This window comes from Gluconacetobacter azotocaptans, from assembly GCF_014174355.1.
In the GTDB taxonomy this organism is placed as follows: Bacteria; Pseudomonadota; Alphaproteobacteria; order Acetobacterales; family Acetobacteraceae; genus Gluconacetobacter; species Gluconacetobacter azotocaptans.
On the sequence record NZ_JABEQF010000013.1, the window covers coordinates 23172 to 39329 of the forward strand.

Below are 16158 nucleotides of genomic sequence, written 5' to 3' on the forward strand. Positions count from 1 at the left end.
GGGGGCCGGATCTCTCAACGATAGGGCGCATCGAGTTCCAGCCGCCGCGCCAGGACGCTCTCCCAGCGGTCGCCGTTGGCGAGCAGCTTGTCCTTATTGTACATGAGTTCCTCGCGCGTTTCGGTCGCGAACTCGTAATTCGGTCCCTCGACGATCGCATCCACCGGGCAGGCTTCCTCGCACAGGCCGCAATAGATGCATTTCGTCATGTCGATGTCGTAGCGCGTGGTGCGCCGCGACCCGTCGTCACGGGGTTCGGATTCGATGGTGATGGCTTCCGCCGGGCACGTCGCCTCGCACAGCTTGCAGGCGATGCAGCGTTCCTCGCCATTGGCGTAGCGGCGCAGTGCGTGCTCGCCCCGGAATCGGGGCGACAGCGGCCCCTTTTCATAAGGATAGTTGATCGTCGCCTTGGGCTTGAAGAAGGCCCGCAGCGTCGCTCCCATTCCGGCCACCAGTTCGGCCAGAAGGAAGGAACGGACCGTCCGGTCGAGATGTCCCATCAGCTTGCTCCTCCCTGGGGCAGCAGCCCGGTGGCCAGCAGGAAGCCTGCCGTCAGTACCATCCAGACCAGCGAGAACGGAAGGAACACCTTCCACCCCAGCCGCATGAGTTGGTCGTAGCGGTAGCGCGGGAACGTCGCGCGCACCCAGATGAAGACGAACAGGCAGAACAGAATTTTCGCGATCAGCCACAGCGGCCCTGGAATCCAGGTGAAGGGCGCGATCCCCACCGGCGGCAGCCAACCGCCCAGGAACAGGATGCTGACCATGCCCGACATCAGGAACATGTTGGCGTATTCGCCAAGGAAGAACAGGCCGAAGGCCAGCGCCGAATATTCGACGAAGAAACCGGCCACCAGTTCGCTCTCGCCTTCGGGCAGATCGAACGGCGCGCGGTTGGTTTCCGCCAGCGCCGAGATGAAGAAGACGATGAACATCGGGAACATCGGCAGGCAGAACCAGACATGGCGCTGCGCCAACACGATGTCGTTCAGGTTCAGGCTGCCGACCGCCAGCAGGACCGAGACGATGACCAGGCCGATCGAGACCTCGTACGACACCATCTGCGCCGCCGAGCGCAGGCCGCCGAGGAAGGCGTATTTCGAATTGGACGCCCATCCCGCGATCAGGATGCCGTAAACCCCCAGAGACGAGATCGCCAGCAGGTACAGAATGCCCACATTGATGTTGGCCACCGCCCAGCCGTTATTGGTGGGAATGACCGCCCACGCGACCATGGCCAGCGAAAAGGTCAGGAACGGTGCAAACAGGAACAAGACCCGGTTCGCCCCGGACGGAATCACCGTTTCCTTGGTGATCATCTTGATCGCGTCGGCAAAGGCCTGGAGCAGCCCGAACGGGCCGTTCACGTTCGGCCCCTTGCGAAGCTGCATCGCAGCCATCACCTTGCGCTCGGCCAGGGTCAGGTACGCCACCCCCAGCAGCAGGGGCACGAGGACCGCCAGGGCCTCGAGGACCGTCAGAATAACCTGGCCGATCAGGGTGTGCAGAAAGAAATGCGCCACGTCGCCTTACTCCGCCGCCACCGTCCGGGGATGAACATAGATCCGCGAACATTCGCCCATCGTCGGGCTGGCCCGGCAGATGGGGTTGGTCTGATAATAATCGTCGATCACCGGCAGGAACGGCGCCGGTGACACCGTGTCCAGATCGCCGGCCGGCCCCGTCAGGTCGGACACGCCGGCCACGTCACGGCCGCCGATGACGCGGAAGACCGGGTTGACCGCCACCAGGCGGTCGCGCAGGGACTCGAGCGTGTCATAGGGCAGCGTCTTGCCGACGACCTCGGAAAACGCCCGCAGGATCCGCCAGTCCTCACGCGCGTCGCCCGGCGGCATGAGCGCGCGGAACGATCGCTGGACCCGTCCCTCGGTATTGACGTAGGTGCCCGATTTCTCGGCGAAGCTGGCGCCGGGCAGGATCACGTCGGCCCGCGCGGCGGCGGCGTCGCCATGATGCCCCTGGTAGATGACGAAGGTCTGCGCGCCGATCTGCGCCGTATGGAATTCGTCGGCGCCCAGCAGCCATAGTACATCCACACCGCCGCTCATCATGCCCGCGGCGCTGCGTCCGCCCGGGCCGGGCAGCAGGCCCAGGTCCAGGCCGGCCACGCGGCTGGCCGCGGTGTGCAGGACGTTGAAGCCGTTCCAGTCCGGCCCGACGGCCCCGACCTCCGCAGCCAGCGCCCAGCATGCCGCCAGGATCGCCTGCGCGTCCTCGCGCACCAATGCGCCATGGCCGACGATGATCATCGGCCGCTTCGCCGCCTTCAGCACGTCGGCGAACGGATGGCTGCCGTTTCGCAGTTCGGCCAGGACGCCGGGCCCGTCGCCCAGAACCTCGGCCCGGTAGGTGGGATCGGCGGTCGGGGCCCCGATCATCCCGATCGGGAAGCCGCCCCGCCCGGCCGAGACGAAGCGCTTGCGGATCCGGGCGTTGAGCACCGGGGCTTCCTGACGGGGGACCGACCCCACGATCAGCAGGGCGTCCGCGTCCTCGATCCCGGCGATCCCGCTGCCGAACGTATAGAATTCCCGGCGGGACACGTCGTACTGCGCGCCGTCCTGGCGGCAATCGACGTTGGACGACCCCAGCGCCGTCATCAGGTCCTTCAGCGCCAGCATGCTTTCGGCATCGCACAGATCGCCGGCGATCGCGCCGATCCGCTCGCCCGGCACGCCGTCCAGCCGGCGGCCGATCGCGACGAACGCATCCTGCCACGATACGGGTTGCAGCTTGCCGTGGACGCGCACCCACGGGCGGTCCAGCCGCCGATGCTTCAGCCCGTCCATCGCGAAGCGGCCCTTGTCGGCCAGCCACTCCTCGTTCACCTCGTCATTGACGCGGGGCACGATGCGCAGCACGGCGCTGCCACGGGCCTGGAGGCTGATATTGGTGCCGACGGCATCGAACACGTCGATCGAATCGGTCCGCTTCAACTCCCACGGGCGGGCGGTGAAGGCATAGGGCTTGGAGGTCAGCGCGCCGACCGGGCAGATGTCGATCAGATTCCCCGACAGTTCGGACGTCAGGGCCCTTTCGACATAGTTGGTGATTTCCATGTTTTCGCCACGCGACACGGCGCCCAGTTCGGGCACGCCCGCGATCTCGGTCGCAAAACGGACGCAGCGCGTGCACTGGATGCAGCGCGTCATCACCGTTTTCACCAGCGGGCCGAGATATTTGTCGGTCACCGCCCGTTTGGCTTCCTGGTAGCGCGAATGGTCCGCGCCATAGCCGAACGCCTGGTCCTGCAGATCGCACTCGCCGCCCTGGTCGCAGATCGGACAGTCCAGCGGGTGATTGATCAGCAGGAATTCCATCACCGCACGCCGCGCCTTGCGCACGATTTCGGTGTCGGTCAGGATTTCCATCCCCTCGGCCACCGGAAAGCCGCAGGACGCCACGGGTTTGGGCGCGCGCACCACCTGCACCAGGCACATGCGGCAGTTGCCCGCGACCGACAGCCGTTCATGGAAACAGAAACGCGGGATTTCCTTGCCCGCGGCCTCGCACGCCTGCAGCGCGCTGGAGCCGTTTGGAACCTCGACCTGGATTCCGTCGACGGTAACCTTCACCATCGCCCTTACTCCGCCGCCACGGGGATGCCCAAGGGCACTTGCGTGATCTGGCCGCCCCCATGGGCCGCCTTGTAGGCCCGGATCCGATCTTCCATCACCGGCCGGAAATGCCGGATCAGGCCCTGGATCGGCCACGCCGCCGCGTCGCCCAGGGCGCAGATCGTATGACCCTCGACCTGGCGCGTGACCTGTTCGAGCATGTCGATTTCCTCGAGTTCGGCGCGGCCCTCGACCATGCGTTGCATGACGCGCATCATCCAGCCCGTCCCCTCGCGGCAGGGCGTGCACTGGCCGCAGCTTTCATGCTTGAAGAATTGCGAGAACCGGGCGATGGCGCGGACGATGTCGGTGGATTTGTCCATCACGATCATGCAGGCCGTGCCCAGCCCCGACCGTTCGGCGCGCAGGCTGTCGAAATCCATCAGCACCGTCTCGCAGATCGCTTTCGGCAGGACGGGGACCGAACAGCCGCCGGGGATGACGGCCAGCAGATTGTCCCACCCGCCGCGCACGCCGCCGCCATGCTTTTCGATGATGTCCTTCAGCGGAACGCCCAGTTCCTCCTCGAACACGCAGGGCGTGTTGACGTGGCCCGAGATGGCCATCAGCTTGGTGCCCGCGTTGTTCGGGCGCCCCAGCGAGGAAAACCATGTCGCCCCGCGCCGCAGGATAGTGGACGCGACCGAGATGCTTTCCACGTTGTTCACCGTGGTCGGGCATCCATACAGCCCCATCGCCGCCGGAAACGGCGGCTTCATCCGGGGCTGGCCCTTCTTGCCTTCCAGGCTTTCCAGCAGCGCCGTTTCCTCACCGCAGATATAGGCACCGGCGCCGCGATGGATGTAGAAATCGAAATCCCAGCCCGACCCGGCGGCATTTTTGCCGATCAGACCGGCCGCGTAGGCCTCGTCGATCGCGATCTGCAGATGCCGGGCCTCGTTGAAGAACTCGCCGCGAATATAGATATAGGCCGCATGCGCACCCATCGCGAACGAGGCGATCAGCGCGCTTTCGATCAGCTTGTGCGGCTCATGCCGCAGGATCTCGCGGTCCTTGCAGGTGCCGGGTTCGGATTCGTCGCCGTTGATCACCAGGTAATGCGGACGGCCATCCGAGTTCTTGGGCATGAACGACCATTTCACACCGGTCGGAAAACCCGCCCCGCCCCGCCCGCGCAGGCCCGACGCCTTCATTTCATTGATGATCGCATCCCGGCCCCGGGCCAGGATCGCCGCCGTGTCGGCCCAGTCGCCCCGCTGGCGCGCGCCGGTCAGGCGCCAGTCGTTCTGACCGTAGATATTGGTGAAGATCCGGTCCTTGTCCTGAAGCATTCCCGTCTCTCCCACTCAGCCCTGATCCGCCGGACTGTCCGTCAGCGTCTTGCGCCCACCCGCCGGGGCCGAACCTAGGCGGTCGATCGTAGGGCCGGGCGTCGGCCGTTCGCCCCGGCGCAGCGCCTCGATCAGTTCGACCGTGCGTGGCCCGTCCAGATCTTCGTAGAAATCATCGTCAACTTGCAGGATCGGCGCATTGGAACACGCGCCGAGGCATTCGACCTCGGTCAGCGTGAACAGCCCGTCCGCGCTGGATTGGCCGAAAGCCGCAATACCGGTAGCCTTCTTGCAGGCCGCCACCACATCGTCCGACCCGCGCAGCCAGCACGACGTGGTCGTGCAGACCTGCAGATGGTACCGGCCGATCGGCCTGGTGTTGAACATCAGGTAGAAGGTCGCGACCTCGTAGACCCGGATCGGCGCGACTTCCAGCCGCCGGGCGATCTCGTCCATCGCCACGCGCGGCACCCAGGCGCTGCCGGTCAGGCGGCCCATCTGCTTCTGCGCGACATACAGCAGCGGCAACGTGCCGCTGGCCTTCCGTTCGGCCGGGTATTTGGCCAGGATGGTCGCAATCTCCGCCTCGCTTTCCTGGTCGAAAGCGAAAGCCGCAGGCTGCTCGATCTGGTCTATGGGGGAATGAGCGGACATCTCTTTCACCTGTCTATCTCGCCGAACACCAGGTCGAGCGACCCGATGATCGCGACCGCATCCGCCAGCATGTGGCGACGTGACATCTCGTCGATCGCCTGCAGATGGGCAAAGCCGGTCGGCCGGATCTTGCATCGGTAGGGGCGGTTGCTGCCGTCGGCCACCAGATAGACGCCGAATTCGCCCTTCGGGCTTTCGACCGCCGTGTAGGTCGCGCCGGGCGGGACGTGATACCCCTCGGTGAACAGCTTGAAATGATGGATCAGCGCTTCCATCGAGCGCTTCATCTCGCGCCGGGGCGGCGGCGTGATCTTGTGATCCTGGATCTTGATCGGGCCGGGCCGCATCTTGGCCAGGCATTGTTCGACGATCCGCACGCTCTCGCGCATTTCCGCGACGCGGATCAGATAGCGGTCGTAGCAATCGCCCTGGCGCGTGACGGGGATATTGAATTCGACCTTGTCGTAATTGTCATACGGCTGAGCACGGCGCAGGTCCCACGGCACGCCCGAGGCCCGCAGGCACGGACCGCTGAAGCCCCACGACAATGCCTGTTCCGTCGTGAACACGCCGATGCCGACCGTGCGCTGTTTCCAGATCCGGTTATTGGTCAGCAGGGTTTCCAGATCGTCGATCCATTTCGGAAACTGCCGCGCCCATTCGCCGATCCGCTCCTCCAGCCCGGCCGGCAGATCGCGCGCGACGCCGCCGGGGCGGAAGTAATTGGCATGGAAACGCGCGCCCGACGCCGCTTCGTAGAATTCGATCAGCTTCTCGCGTTCCTCATACCCCCACAGGGCGGGCGTCAGGGCGCCGCAATCGAGCCCGAACGAGGTCAGGTTGAGGATATGGTTCAGGATTCGCGTCAGTTCCGCGAACATCACCCGAATCCATTTCGCGCGGTCCGGGATGTCGATTCCCAACAGCTTTTCGGTCGCCAGGGCGAAAGCCTGCTCCTCGCACATCGGCGAGACGTAATCGAGGCGATCGAAATAGGGCAGCGCCTTCGGGTACGTCTTGTACTCGATCAGCTTTTCCGTGCCGCGATGAAGCAGGCCGATATGCGGAATGGCGCGGGCGACGACCTCGCCTTCCATTTCCAGCACCAGACGCAGCACGCCGTGGGCGGACGGATGCTGGGGGCCGAAATTCAGGGCGTGGGAATCGATCTCGACCGTGCGGGTCTCGGCCCCGGCGGCCGCATCGGCCGGCAGCAGGGTCTCCGGGATATCCTTGTGAAGGACAATGTCGCTCATCGTCCGGCTCCCTTCGCTTTGGGTGTCCCGATCATCGCGGCAACTTCAGTCCCTGGCGGGTTTCATGCGCCTTCTCGTCGCCCGGAAGGGTCAGGATGCCTTCCCAGGGCGATTCGAAATCGAAATTGCGGAAATCCTGCGTCAGCTTGACCGGCTCGTAGACCACCTGCCGCCGGTCCTCGTCGTACCGCACCTCGACATAGCCGGTCAGCGGGAAATCCTTGCGCAGCGGATGCCCCTCGAACCCGTAATCGGTCAGGATCCGGCGCAGGTCCGGCTGGCCCGAGAACAGGACGCCGAACATGTCGTAGCATTCGCGTTCCCACCACGTGGCCGCGGCCCACAGCAGATGGACCGACGGCACCGGCGATGTCTCATCGGTCGTGACGACCACCCGAATCCGGTGGTTGCGCGACACCGACAGCAAATTGTAGACGATTTCGAATCGCTCGGCCCGGTCGGGGAAATCCACCCCGCACAGGTCCATCATCTGCTCGCACGCATAGCGCGGATCGTCGCGCAGCAGGGTCATCAGCGGGATCAGGCGATCGCGCGTGGTACGCACCACCAGTTCCCCCCCCTCGATCGCCGCGGACCGGATGCCCGGCACGGCGGTGGACAAAGCGAACGCCAGGGACCCCAGGGCCCCGCGTGCCCGGGTCGCCCCGGCCACCAGATCGTTTCCGTTATCAGCCACGGAGAATCGTCCCTGTCCTGCGGATTTTCTTCTGCAATTGCAGGATGCCGTAGATCAGGGCCTCGGCCGTCGGCGGACAGCCCGGGACATAGACATCCACCGGAACGATCCGGTCGCATCCGCGCACCACGGAATAGGAATAATGGTAATAGCCGCCGCCGTTGGCGCAGGACCCCATCGAGATGACCCAGCGTGGCTCGGCCATCTGGTCGTAGACCCGGCGCAGGGCTGGCGCCATCTTGTTGGTCAGCGTGCCGGCGACGATCATGACATCCGACTGGCGCGGCGACCCGCGCGGGATGATGCCCATCCGGTCCAGGTCGTAGCGCGGCATGTAGGCGTGGATCATCTCCACCGCGCAGCAGGCCAGGCCGAAGGACATCGGCCACAGGCTGCCGGTCCGTCCCCAGTTCACCAGCTTGTCGAGATTGGCGACGACGAAACCCTTTTCGGTGATTTCGCCGGTGATGCCCTTGATGACGGCGTCCTGCTCGGGCCCCGGCGGCAGCATTTCCCGGTTCCAGGCGATGGCATCCTGCCCCTCGCCTGTCGCTTTGGCGGCGCTCATGCGCGTCTCTCCTTCCCGCACGTCCTCAATCCCAGTCCAGTGCGCCCTTGCACCATTCGTAGATGAACCCGACCGTCAGGATGCCCAGGAACCCCATCATGGACAGGAAGCCGAACAGGCCGATCCGCGACAGGCTGACCGCCCAGGGAAACAGGAAGGCGACTTCGAGGTCGAAGATGATGAACAGGATCGCCACAAGGTAGAAGCGCACGTCGAAACGACGCCGCGCGTCGTCGAAGGCCTCGAATCCGCATTCGTAGGCGGACACCTTTTCGGCGTAGGGCTTCTGGTGCCCGAACAACAGGGAACTGCCCAGCATCGCGCCGGCGATGACGACGGCGATCACAGCGAAGACAAGGATCGGAAAGTAATCCGCGATGACGGACTGCATGATGCTTCCCCTGACTGGTGGCACGCCATTCGGCGTCATGACGAAACAGGGCTTCGACATGCCGGAAGGTTAGACCCAACCTTCCGATGCGACCATGTGCGATGCACCATGGAGACAGGAACATTACCGTGATGACGGGAAACACCACATGGATGCGGGCGTTAACGGCGAATTACTTTCGCCGATCGCAGATTTTCATGTGATTATTGAAGCGGAAACTGAATTTCCAGCATTACGGCCGCAAGAAACGACCGTGGCGCGAGTGACGGGGCTCGAACCCGCGACCTCCGGCGTGACAGGCCGGCGCTCTAACCAACTGAGCTACACCCGCGAAGGCGTGAGGCGGTCTTAGCCATCCCCCCCGATCCCGTCAACCGACGCACCGGAAGTTTTTGGCGTCGCCCCCGGAATAGGCCCGGCGGGCGGATATCGTGGTGGGCGATGACGGGATCGAACCGCCGACCCTCTCGGTGTAAACGAGACGCTCTACCGCTGAGCTAATCGCCCACAGACGCGGTCTGTACAACACTGTCCGCAAAACAAAAGGGGCCATGACGCGACACCCGGCCGGCCTGGCCCCCTGCCGAAGTCAGCGCGTGATCAGCTCACGGCTTCCTTCAGATTCTTGCCCGGCTTGAAACGGACGGACGTGGACGCGGGAATGTCGATTTCCTCGCCCGTGCGGGGGTTGCGCCCCTTGGCAGCCTTGCGCGTCGCTGTGACGAACGTTCCGAAGCCGACGAGACGGACTTCCTGCTTCTTGGACAGGGCCTTCTCGATCGCGCTGAACACGGCATCGACCACTTCCCCCGCCTTCGCCTTCGGCAGATCGGCGTCGTCGGCCACAGCGGCGACGAGTTCCTGCTTGTTAAGTGGCTTCTCCATTTTACGCCTTTCTTTTGCTTCGCGTGCGCCAGGACCAGATGATCGCTGCGCCGCATTGCGCCGCACTATGCAGCCGTTTCGGGCCGCGTCAACCGACCATCCCCCCCGACCCGGCGGGAAACTCCGACAAACCGGGGGGGTTGGTGCGTTTTTGACACATTCAATGCGGCAAGGATGAGGCAGCCATTCCCGTAGCGGATGCCGCCGCCGCGACGGGCTCGGGCGCCTCGGTCCATTCGATCGGCTCGGGGCGGGTCACCAGCGCCTGCCCGATCACTTCGTCAACATGGGCGACAGGCAGGATCGTCAGGTTTTTCTTCACGGCATCGGGGATGTCCACCAGGTCCTTTTCATTGTCCTTGGGGATGAAGACCGTCTTGATGCCCGCGCGATGCGCGGCCAGCAGCTTCTCCTTCAGGCCACCGATGGCCAGGACCCGGCCGCGCAGCGTAATCTCGCCCGTCATCGCCACGTCGCGCCGGACGGGAATGCCCGTCAGCACGCTGACCAGCGAGGTCGCCATCGCAATTCCCGCCGACGGCCCGTCCTTCGGCGTCGCGCCCTCGGGCACATGGACGTGCAGGTCCCGCTTTTCGAACAGGGTCGGCTTGATTCCGAACGTCACCGAACGGCTGCGGACGTAGGACAGGGCCGCCGCCACGCTTTCCTGCATGACGTCGCCCAGTTTGCCCGTCTGCTTGATCGCGCCCTTGCCCGGTACCATCACGCTTTCGATGGTCAGGATCTCGCCGCCCACCTCGGTCCACGCCAGGCCGGTCACGACGCCCACCATGTCCTCGGCCTCGGTCTCGCCATAGCGGAACCGCTTCACCCCGGCATATTTTTCCAGGTTCTTGCGGGTAATCGCGACCTTCTTGGCCTTTCCGGCCACGATCTCGCGCACCGCCTTGCGGGCCAGGGTCGCGATTTCGCGCTCCAGGCTCCGCACGCCAGCCTCGCGGGTGTAGCTGCGGACCAGTTCGCGCAGCGCGTCGTCGCTGACCGACCATTCGTCGGGGCGCAGGCTGTGGGCCTCGGTCTGCTTGCCCAGCAGATGGCGCTTGGCGATCTCGACCTTCTCGTCCTCGGTGTAGCCCGACAGGCGGATGATCTCCATCCGGTCCAGCAGGGGCTGCGGCATGTTCAGGCTGTTGGCCGTGGTGACGAACATGACGTCGGACAGATCGTAATCGACCTCCAGATAATGATCGGCGAACGTCGCGTTCTGCTCGGGGTCCAGCACCTCCAGCAGCGCCGAAGACGGGTCCCCACGCCAGTCGGCGCCCAGCTTGTCGATCTCGTCCAGCAGGAACAGCGGGTTGGACGTCTTGGCCTTCTTCATCCCCTGGATGATCTTGCCGGGCATCGACCCGATATAGGTGCGCCGATGGCCCCGGATCTCGGCCTCGTCGCGCACGCCGCCCAGGGACATGCGCACGTACTGCCGTCCGGTCGCCTTGGCGATCGAACGCGCCAGGGACGTCTTGCCCACGCCCGGCGGCCCGACGAGGCAGAGAATCGGCCCCTTGATCTTCTGCGCCCGGCTCTGGACCGCCAGATATTCCAGGATTCGCTCCTTGACCTTCTCCAACCCGTAGTGGTCGGTATCCAGAACCTTCTCGGCTTCCGCCAGATCGCGCCGCACCTTCGAGCGCTTCTTCCACGGAATGCTGACGATCCAGTCCAGATAATTGCGCACCACGGTCGATTCGGCCGACATCGGGCTCATGGTCCGCAGCTTCTTCAGCTCGGCCAGGGCCTTGTCGCGCGCTTCCTTGGGCAGGCGGGTCTTGGCGATCCGCTCTTCCATCTCGGCGGTTTCGTCCTTGCCTTCCTCGCCCTCGCCCAGTTCTTTCTGGATCGCCTTCAGCTGCTCGTTCAGATAGTACTCGCGCTGCGTCTTCTCCATCTGCCGCTTGACGCGGTTGCGGATGCGCTTTTCCACCTGCAGGACGCCGATTTCGGCCTCCATATGGGCGAACACGCGCTCCAGCCGCGCATTGACGCCCGGAATTTCCAGGATTTCCTGCTTCTCGGCGATCTTCAGGTTCAGATGGCTGGCGATCGTGTCCGCAAGCTTCGACAGATCCTCGATCTGGTTCAGCGAAACCAGGACCTCGGGCGCGATCTTCTTGTTCAGCTTGATATATTGCTCGAACTGCGAGACCACGGTGCGGCCCAGGGCCTCGCCCTCGCTGCCGGACGCGGGGTCTTCCTCGACGGGTTCGATTTCGGCCTCGAAATGGCCGTCGATATCGTGCAGCGCGGTGATGCGCGCGCGGCGTCCGCCCTCGACCAGCACCTTCACCGTGCCATCGGGCAGCTTCAGCAGTTGCAGGATCGTCGAGACGGTGCCGTAGCGATAGATGTCCTCGGCCGACGGGTCGTCCTGCGAGGCGTTCTTCTGCGCGACCAGCAGGATCTGCTTGTCATGCTTGGTCACGGCTTCCAGCGCGCGGACCGACTTCTCGCGCCCCACGAACAGGGGAACGATCATGTGGGGGAAGACGACGATATCACGCAGCGGCAGCACCGCCATCGTATCGCTGTCGGAGAGCGAGACCTCGTGGGTCTCATCGATGGACTCGGGACGGGGGGCAACGCCTTCCGCATCCTCTGCACCGGCAGGGCCGTGATCGAGCCGTTCGGAATCGGGCATGTAGTTTGACCTCCTGTAAGGACGATCCCGGGCTGGCATCCACAAAAGGCCTGCACCGCCCGGCGTGTCACATTTGCGACCACTCAAGACATCATGTCGTCATGGGGGACCGCCATGGCAAGCCCCCGGGTCGACATGGGAAGACGACAGGACAGCACAGACCAGCCCTTCCCCGGTGAGGTCACGCCTCCACCGGGGGGATCAGGCCGGTCCGGAAAGGCTCAGGCCGACTGCTCGGCCGGCTTTTCCTTGCCGTAGACATAGACCGGGTTGGTCTTGCTTTCGGCGACGTCCTTGTTGATCACGACCTCGTCCACGTTCTCCAGACCCGGCAGGTCGAACATGGTGGACAGCAGGATGCTCTCCATGATCGCGCGCAGGCCCCGCGCGCCGGTCCGACGGGCGATCGCACGCAACGCCACCTGCTTCAGCGCATCCTCGGTGAAGGTCAGCTTCACGCCTTCCATCTGGAAGAGGCGCGCATACTGCTTCACCAGGGCGTTCTTGGGCTTGGTCAGGATCTCGATCAGCGCCGCCTCGTCCAGATCCTCCAGCGTCGCGACCACGGGCAGGCGCCCGATGAATTCCGGGATCAGCCCGAATTTCAGCAGGTCCTCGGGTTCGACATCCCGCAGGATCGCGCCGGTCCGCCGTTCGTCGGGCGACTGGACGTCGGCCCCGAAGCCGATGCCCGAACCCTTGCCGCGCGCGCCGATGATCTTGTCCAGCCCGGCAAACGCGCCACCGCAGATGAACAGCATGTTCGTGGTGTCCACCTGCAGGAATTCCTGCTGCGGATGCTTGCGCCCACCCTGCGGCGGCACGGACGCCACCGTGCCTTCCATGATCTTCAGCAGCGCCTGCTGCACGCCCTCGCCGCTGACGTCGCGGGTGATCGAGGGGTTGTCGGACTTGCGGGAAATCTTGTCGATCTCGTCGATATAGACGATGCCCCGCTGCGCCCGCTCGACGTTATAGTCCGCGGCCTGCAGCAGCTTGAGGATGATGTTCTCCACGTCCTCGCCGACATAGCCGGCTTCGGTCAGCGTCGTCGCATCGGCCATGGTGAAGGGCACGTCGAGGATGCGCGCCAGCGTCTGCGCCAGCAGCGTCTTGCCCGAACCGGTCGGCCCGACCAGCAGGATGTTCGACTTCGCGATCTCGACGTCGTTGTTCTTCTGGCTGTGGGCCAGACGCTTGTAATGATTATGGACCGCGACCGACAGCACCTTCTTGGCGTAGAACTGCCCGATCACGTAATCGTCCAGAACCTTGCAGATCTCCTTGGGGGTCGGGACACCGTCGCGCGACTTCACCAGGTGGGTCTTGTGCTCCTCACGGATGATATCCATGCAGAGTTCAACGCATTCGTCACAGATGAAGACAGTCGGACCAGCGATCAGCTTCCGGACCTCATGCTGCGACTTGCCGCAGAACGAGCAATACAATGTGTTCTTGGAATCGCTGGACTTGTTATTCATAACCGCTCCTACCCCCGGCGTTCCGGGGCGCGTCGCGCCCGGACCGGGATCGAAAATCCTGCATCAGGTCAGGGCCCGCATCAACCCTGCCCAAGCAAGCGGGCCCCGCCAAGATAAAAAGCGCGCCCGCCTTCCTTCAACTCTTTGCCGGGGACGGGGCCGCGTGGTTGCGCACCACCTCGTCCACGATGCCGAAGGTCTGAGCCTCCTCGGCCGACATGTAGCTGTCGCGTTCCAGCCGGCGTTCGATATCCTCGAGCGACTGGCCGGTATGGGTCTCGTAGATCTCGTTCAGGCGCTGGCGGATCGTCAGGATCTCGCGCGCCTGGATCTCGATGTCGCTGGCCTGCCCCTGGGCGCCGCCCGAGGGCTGGTGCACCATCACACGTGCGTTCGGCAGGGCGAAGCGACGCCCCTTCTCGCCACCCGCCAGAAGCAGCGACCCCATCGACGCCGCCTGCCCGATGCACACGGTGCTGACGGGACTGCGGATGTACTGCATGGTGTCGTAGATCGCGAGGCCCGCCGACACCACGCCGCCGGGGCTGTTGATGTAGAACGAGATCTCCTTGGTGGGGTTCACGCTCTCGAGATACAGAAGCTGCGCCGACACCAGGGAGGCGACCTGATCGTACACCGGCCCGGTCAGGAAGATGATCCGTTCCTGCAGCAGGCGGGAATAAATATCGAAGGCCCGTTCCCCGCGGGAGGTCTGCTCGACCACCATGGGCACTAGGGCGTTGCTGAAGATCTCCACGGGATCCCGATCCCTCATAGTCTCAATTCCCGTTCCTGAAACGCGAAGACCCGACGCACCGTCCCTGTAGCGCCCGCAGCGTCGAATCGACGGCGCGGGACAAGGTGCGGTGGCCGGGTCGTTCCCCGGTTACCCTGAACAAGATAGAGATAAACCGCGCGGATACCACCCCACCGCCATCATTTCACGGCGATAATTGCGGGGCCGCGCGGCCCATCCCCGCCCCCGGCGCCGCGCGAATCGCGGGCTGGGGCCGGTCCGGGCCAGGGGTTCCGGGCGAAGGCTTCAGGCGATCAAAGGTCCGCGGGGGGAATCTCGGCCAGTTCCTCGGGCGTCACGTCCTTGTCCTCGACGGTCGCAAGTTCGATCACGTAATCGACGACCTTGTTCTCGAAGATCGGGCCGCGCAGGCTCTCGGCGGCCTGCGGGTTCTTGCGGAAGAACTCGAACACCGCCTGTTCCTGGCCGGGATAGCGCATCGCCTCGGCGCGGATGGCCTGCAGCATCTCGTCCTGCGTCACGCCGATGGCGTTGACACGGCCGATCTCGGCCAGCAGCAGACCCAGCTTCACCCGACGTTCCGCGATCTTGCGGTAGTCGGAACGCAGGGTCTCCTCGTCCTTTTCCTTGTCCTCGTCGTCCATCTGGCCGGCCTTGCGGTCGGCTTCGACACGCTGCCAGATCTGGGCGAACTCGGCCTCGACCATGCCCTGCGGGGCTTCGAAATCGGTCTTCTCGGCCAGCGCGTCCAGCAGCTCGCGCTTGATGCGCAGGCGCGACAGCTGCTCGTATTCCTGCTCGACCTGCTTCGTGATCAGCTCGCGGACCTGCTCCAGCCCCTCGAAGCCGATCTTCTTCGCCAGGTCGTCGTCGATGGCGACGTCGACCGGACGCTGCAGCGCCTTCGCCGTGATGTCGAAGGTGGCTTCCTTGCCGGCCAGGTTCTCGGCCGAATAATCGGCCGGGAAGGTCACGGTGATGACCTTCTCCTCGCCCGGGGTCATGCCTTCGATCTGCTCGGCGAAGCCCGGGATGAAGCCCGCGCCGCCGATCTCGACATTCACGTCCTGCGCGGTGCCGCCATCGAAGGCCACGCCGTCGACCTTGCCGACGAAATCGACCACAAGCACGTCACCCTGGGCGGCCGGACGGACCTCCTCGATGGTCTCGAAGCTGCGCTGGCGGCTGGCGATGTCCTGCAGCGCCTTGTCCACCGTCGCGGCGTCCGGCGTCGCCTTCAGGCGCGTCAGGGTCAGGGTGGACAGATCCGGCTGCGCGATCTCGGGCAGCAACTCCATCTCGACCTTGAATTCCAGATCGCCCGCGGCGGCCTCGGCGTCCGACACCAGGTCGACGCGCGGCTGGGTCGCCGGACGCAGCCCGCGCTCGTCCAGCAGCGCGCGCGTGGCGTCGCTGACCGCCTGCTCCAGCACCTCGCCCTGCACTGCGGCGCCGTAGCGCTGCTTGACAATGCTCATGGGCACCTTGCCGGGACGGAAGCCCGGCAGGTTCATGGACTGGCCCAGTTCCTTCAGGCGGGCCGTCCGCTTGCTCTCCAGTTCGCCGGAGGGCACGGTGACGGTGAACCCGCGCTTCAGGCCATCGGAAAGCGTTTCAGTAACCTGCATCTGCCAGGCCATCCTCTCGGTCAGAACTCTTCTAAAAAACGCGCACGTCCCATCGGGCCGGCGACGTCGGCACGCAAAGGCGATTGCCGGGGCTGGTGCGGGCGGAGGGACTTGAACCCCCACGACTTGCGCCACCAGAACCTAAATCTGGCGTGTCTGCCAATTCCACCACGCCCGCACGATGCCCGGGCCTCAAGCGCGCGGCTTTAGCGCACGCCGCCCGATCCGGCAAGCCGACAATGGCGCG

At 64.8% G+C, this 16158-nt stretch carries 14 protein-coding genes and 3 tRNA genes; all 17 read right to left on the minus strand.

Features of this window, described 5'->3' with window-relative positions:
• Positions 1-14 precede the first annotated feature (14 nt).
• Positions 15-503: an NADH-quinone oxidoreductase subunit NuoI gene (gene nuoI / locus HLH34_RS14520; protein ID WP_183120304.1), complete on the minus strand. Its 489-nt coding sequence runs from the start codon at positions 501-503 to the stop codon at positions 15-17.
• Entirely contained in the window at positions 503-1528 is a 1026-nt protein-coding gene (gene nuoH, locus HLH34_RS14525) for an NADH-quinone oxidoreductase subunit NuoH (protein ID WP_183120305.1), read from the minus strand. The genes nuoI and nuoH overlap by 1 nt, the downstream gene beginning before the upstream one ends.
• A gap of 6 nt (positions 1529-1534) precedes the next feature.
• A complete protein-coding gene (gene nuoG / locus HLH34_RS14530; protein WP_183120306.1) occupies positions 1535-3604 on the minus strand; it encodes an NADH-quinone oxidoreductase subunit NuoG in 2070 nt (689 codons plus the stop codon).
• A 5-nt stretch (positions 3605-3609) separates the two neighbouring features.
• Positions 3610-4935, minus strand: a complete 1326-nt coding sequence (gene nuoF, locus HLH34_RS14535) for an NADH-quinone oxidoreductase subunit NuoF (protein WP_183120307.1) — start codon at positions 4933-4935, stop codon at positions 3610-3612.
• Positions 4936-4950: 15 nt separating this feature from the next.
• On the minus strand, positions 4951-5589 hold the full coding sequence (locus HLH34_RS14540; protein ID WP_183120308.1) for a complex I 24 kDa subunit family protein: 639 nt from the start codon (positions 5587-5589) through the stop codon (positions 4951-4953).
• A gap of 5 nt (positions 5590-5594) precedes the next feature.
• Positions 5595-6845, minus strand: coding sequence for an NADH-quinone oxidoreductase subunit D (locus HLH34_RS14545; protein WP_183120309.1), 1251 nt, complete (start codon positions 6843-6845; stop codon positions 5595-5597).
• A 31-nt stretch (positions 6846-6876) separates the two neighbouring features.
• Positions 6877-7488, minus strand: a complete 612-nt coding sequence (locus HLH34_RS14550; protein ID WP_240162125.1) for an NADH-quinone oxidoreductase subunit C — start codon at positions 7486-7488, stop codon at positions 6877-6879.
• A 46-nt stretch (positions 7489-7534) separates the two neighbouring features.
• Complete coding sequence (locus HLH34_RS14555; protein WP_183120310.1) at positions 7535-8110, minus strand: NuoB/complex I 20 kDa subunit family protein; 576 nt, start codon at positions 8108-8110, stop codon at positions 7535-7537.
• Between the two features lie 25 nt (positions 8111-8135).
• Positions 8136-8501: an NADH-quinone oxidoreductase subunit A gene (locus tag HLH34_RS14560; protein WP_182943161.1), complete on the minus strand. Its 366-nt coding sequence runs from the start codon at positions 8499-8501 to the stop codon at positions 8136-8138.
• A gap of 254 nt (positions 8502-8755) precedes the next feature.
• Positions 8756-8832, minus strand: a tRNA-Asp gene (locus HLH34_RS14565).
• A gap of 101 nt (positions 8833-8933) precedes the next feature.
• Positions 8934-9008: transfer RNA gene (locus HLH34_RS14570), tRNA-Val, on the minus strand.
• Between the two features lie 93 nt (positions 9009-9101).
• Positions 9102-9386, minus strand: a complete 285-nt coding sequence (locus HLH34_RS14575; RefSeq protein ID WP_012227333.1) for an HU family DNA-binding protein — start codon at positions 9384-9386, stop codon at positions 9102-9104.
• 160 nt (positions 9387-9546) lie between these two features.
• Positions 9547-12045 (minus strand): endopeptidase La, encoded by a 2499-nt coding sequence (gene lon, locus HLH34_RS14580; RefSeq protein WP_183120311.1) that lies wholly within the window; start codon positions 12043-12045, stop codon positions 9547-9549.
• Between the two features lie 221 nt (positions 12046-12266).
• On the minus strand, positions 12267-13526 hold the full coding sequence (gene clpX, locus HLH34_RS14585) for an ATP-dependent Clp protease ATP-binding subunit ClpX (RefSeq protein ID WP_183120312.1): 1260 nt from the start codon (positions 13524-13526) through the stop codon (positions 12267-12269).
• 136 nt (positions 13527-13662) lie between these two features.
• Positions 13663-14301: an ATP-dependent Clp protease proteolytic subunit gene (locus HLH34_RS14590; protein ID WP_183120313.1), complete on the minus strand. Its 639-nt coding sequence runs from the start codon at positions 14299-14301 to the stop codon at positions 13663-13665.
• Positions 14302-14576: 275 nt separating this feature from the next.
• Positions 14577-15911: a trigger factor gene (gene tig / locus HLH34_RS14595; RefSeq protein WP_183120314.1), complete on the minus strand. Its 1335-nt coding sequence runs from the start codon at positions 15909-15911 to the stop codon at positions 14577-14579.
• A gap of 93 nt (positions 15912-16004) precedes the next feature.
• Positions 16005-16089: transfer RNA gene (locus HLH34_RS14600), tRNA-Leu, on the minus strand.
• Positions 16090-16158: the final 69 nt, after the last annotated feature.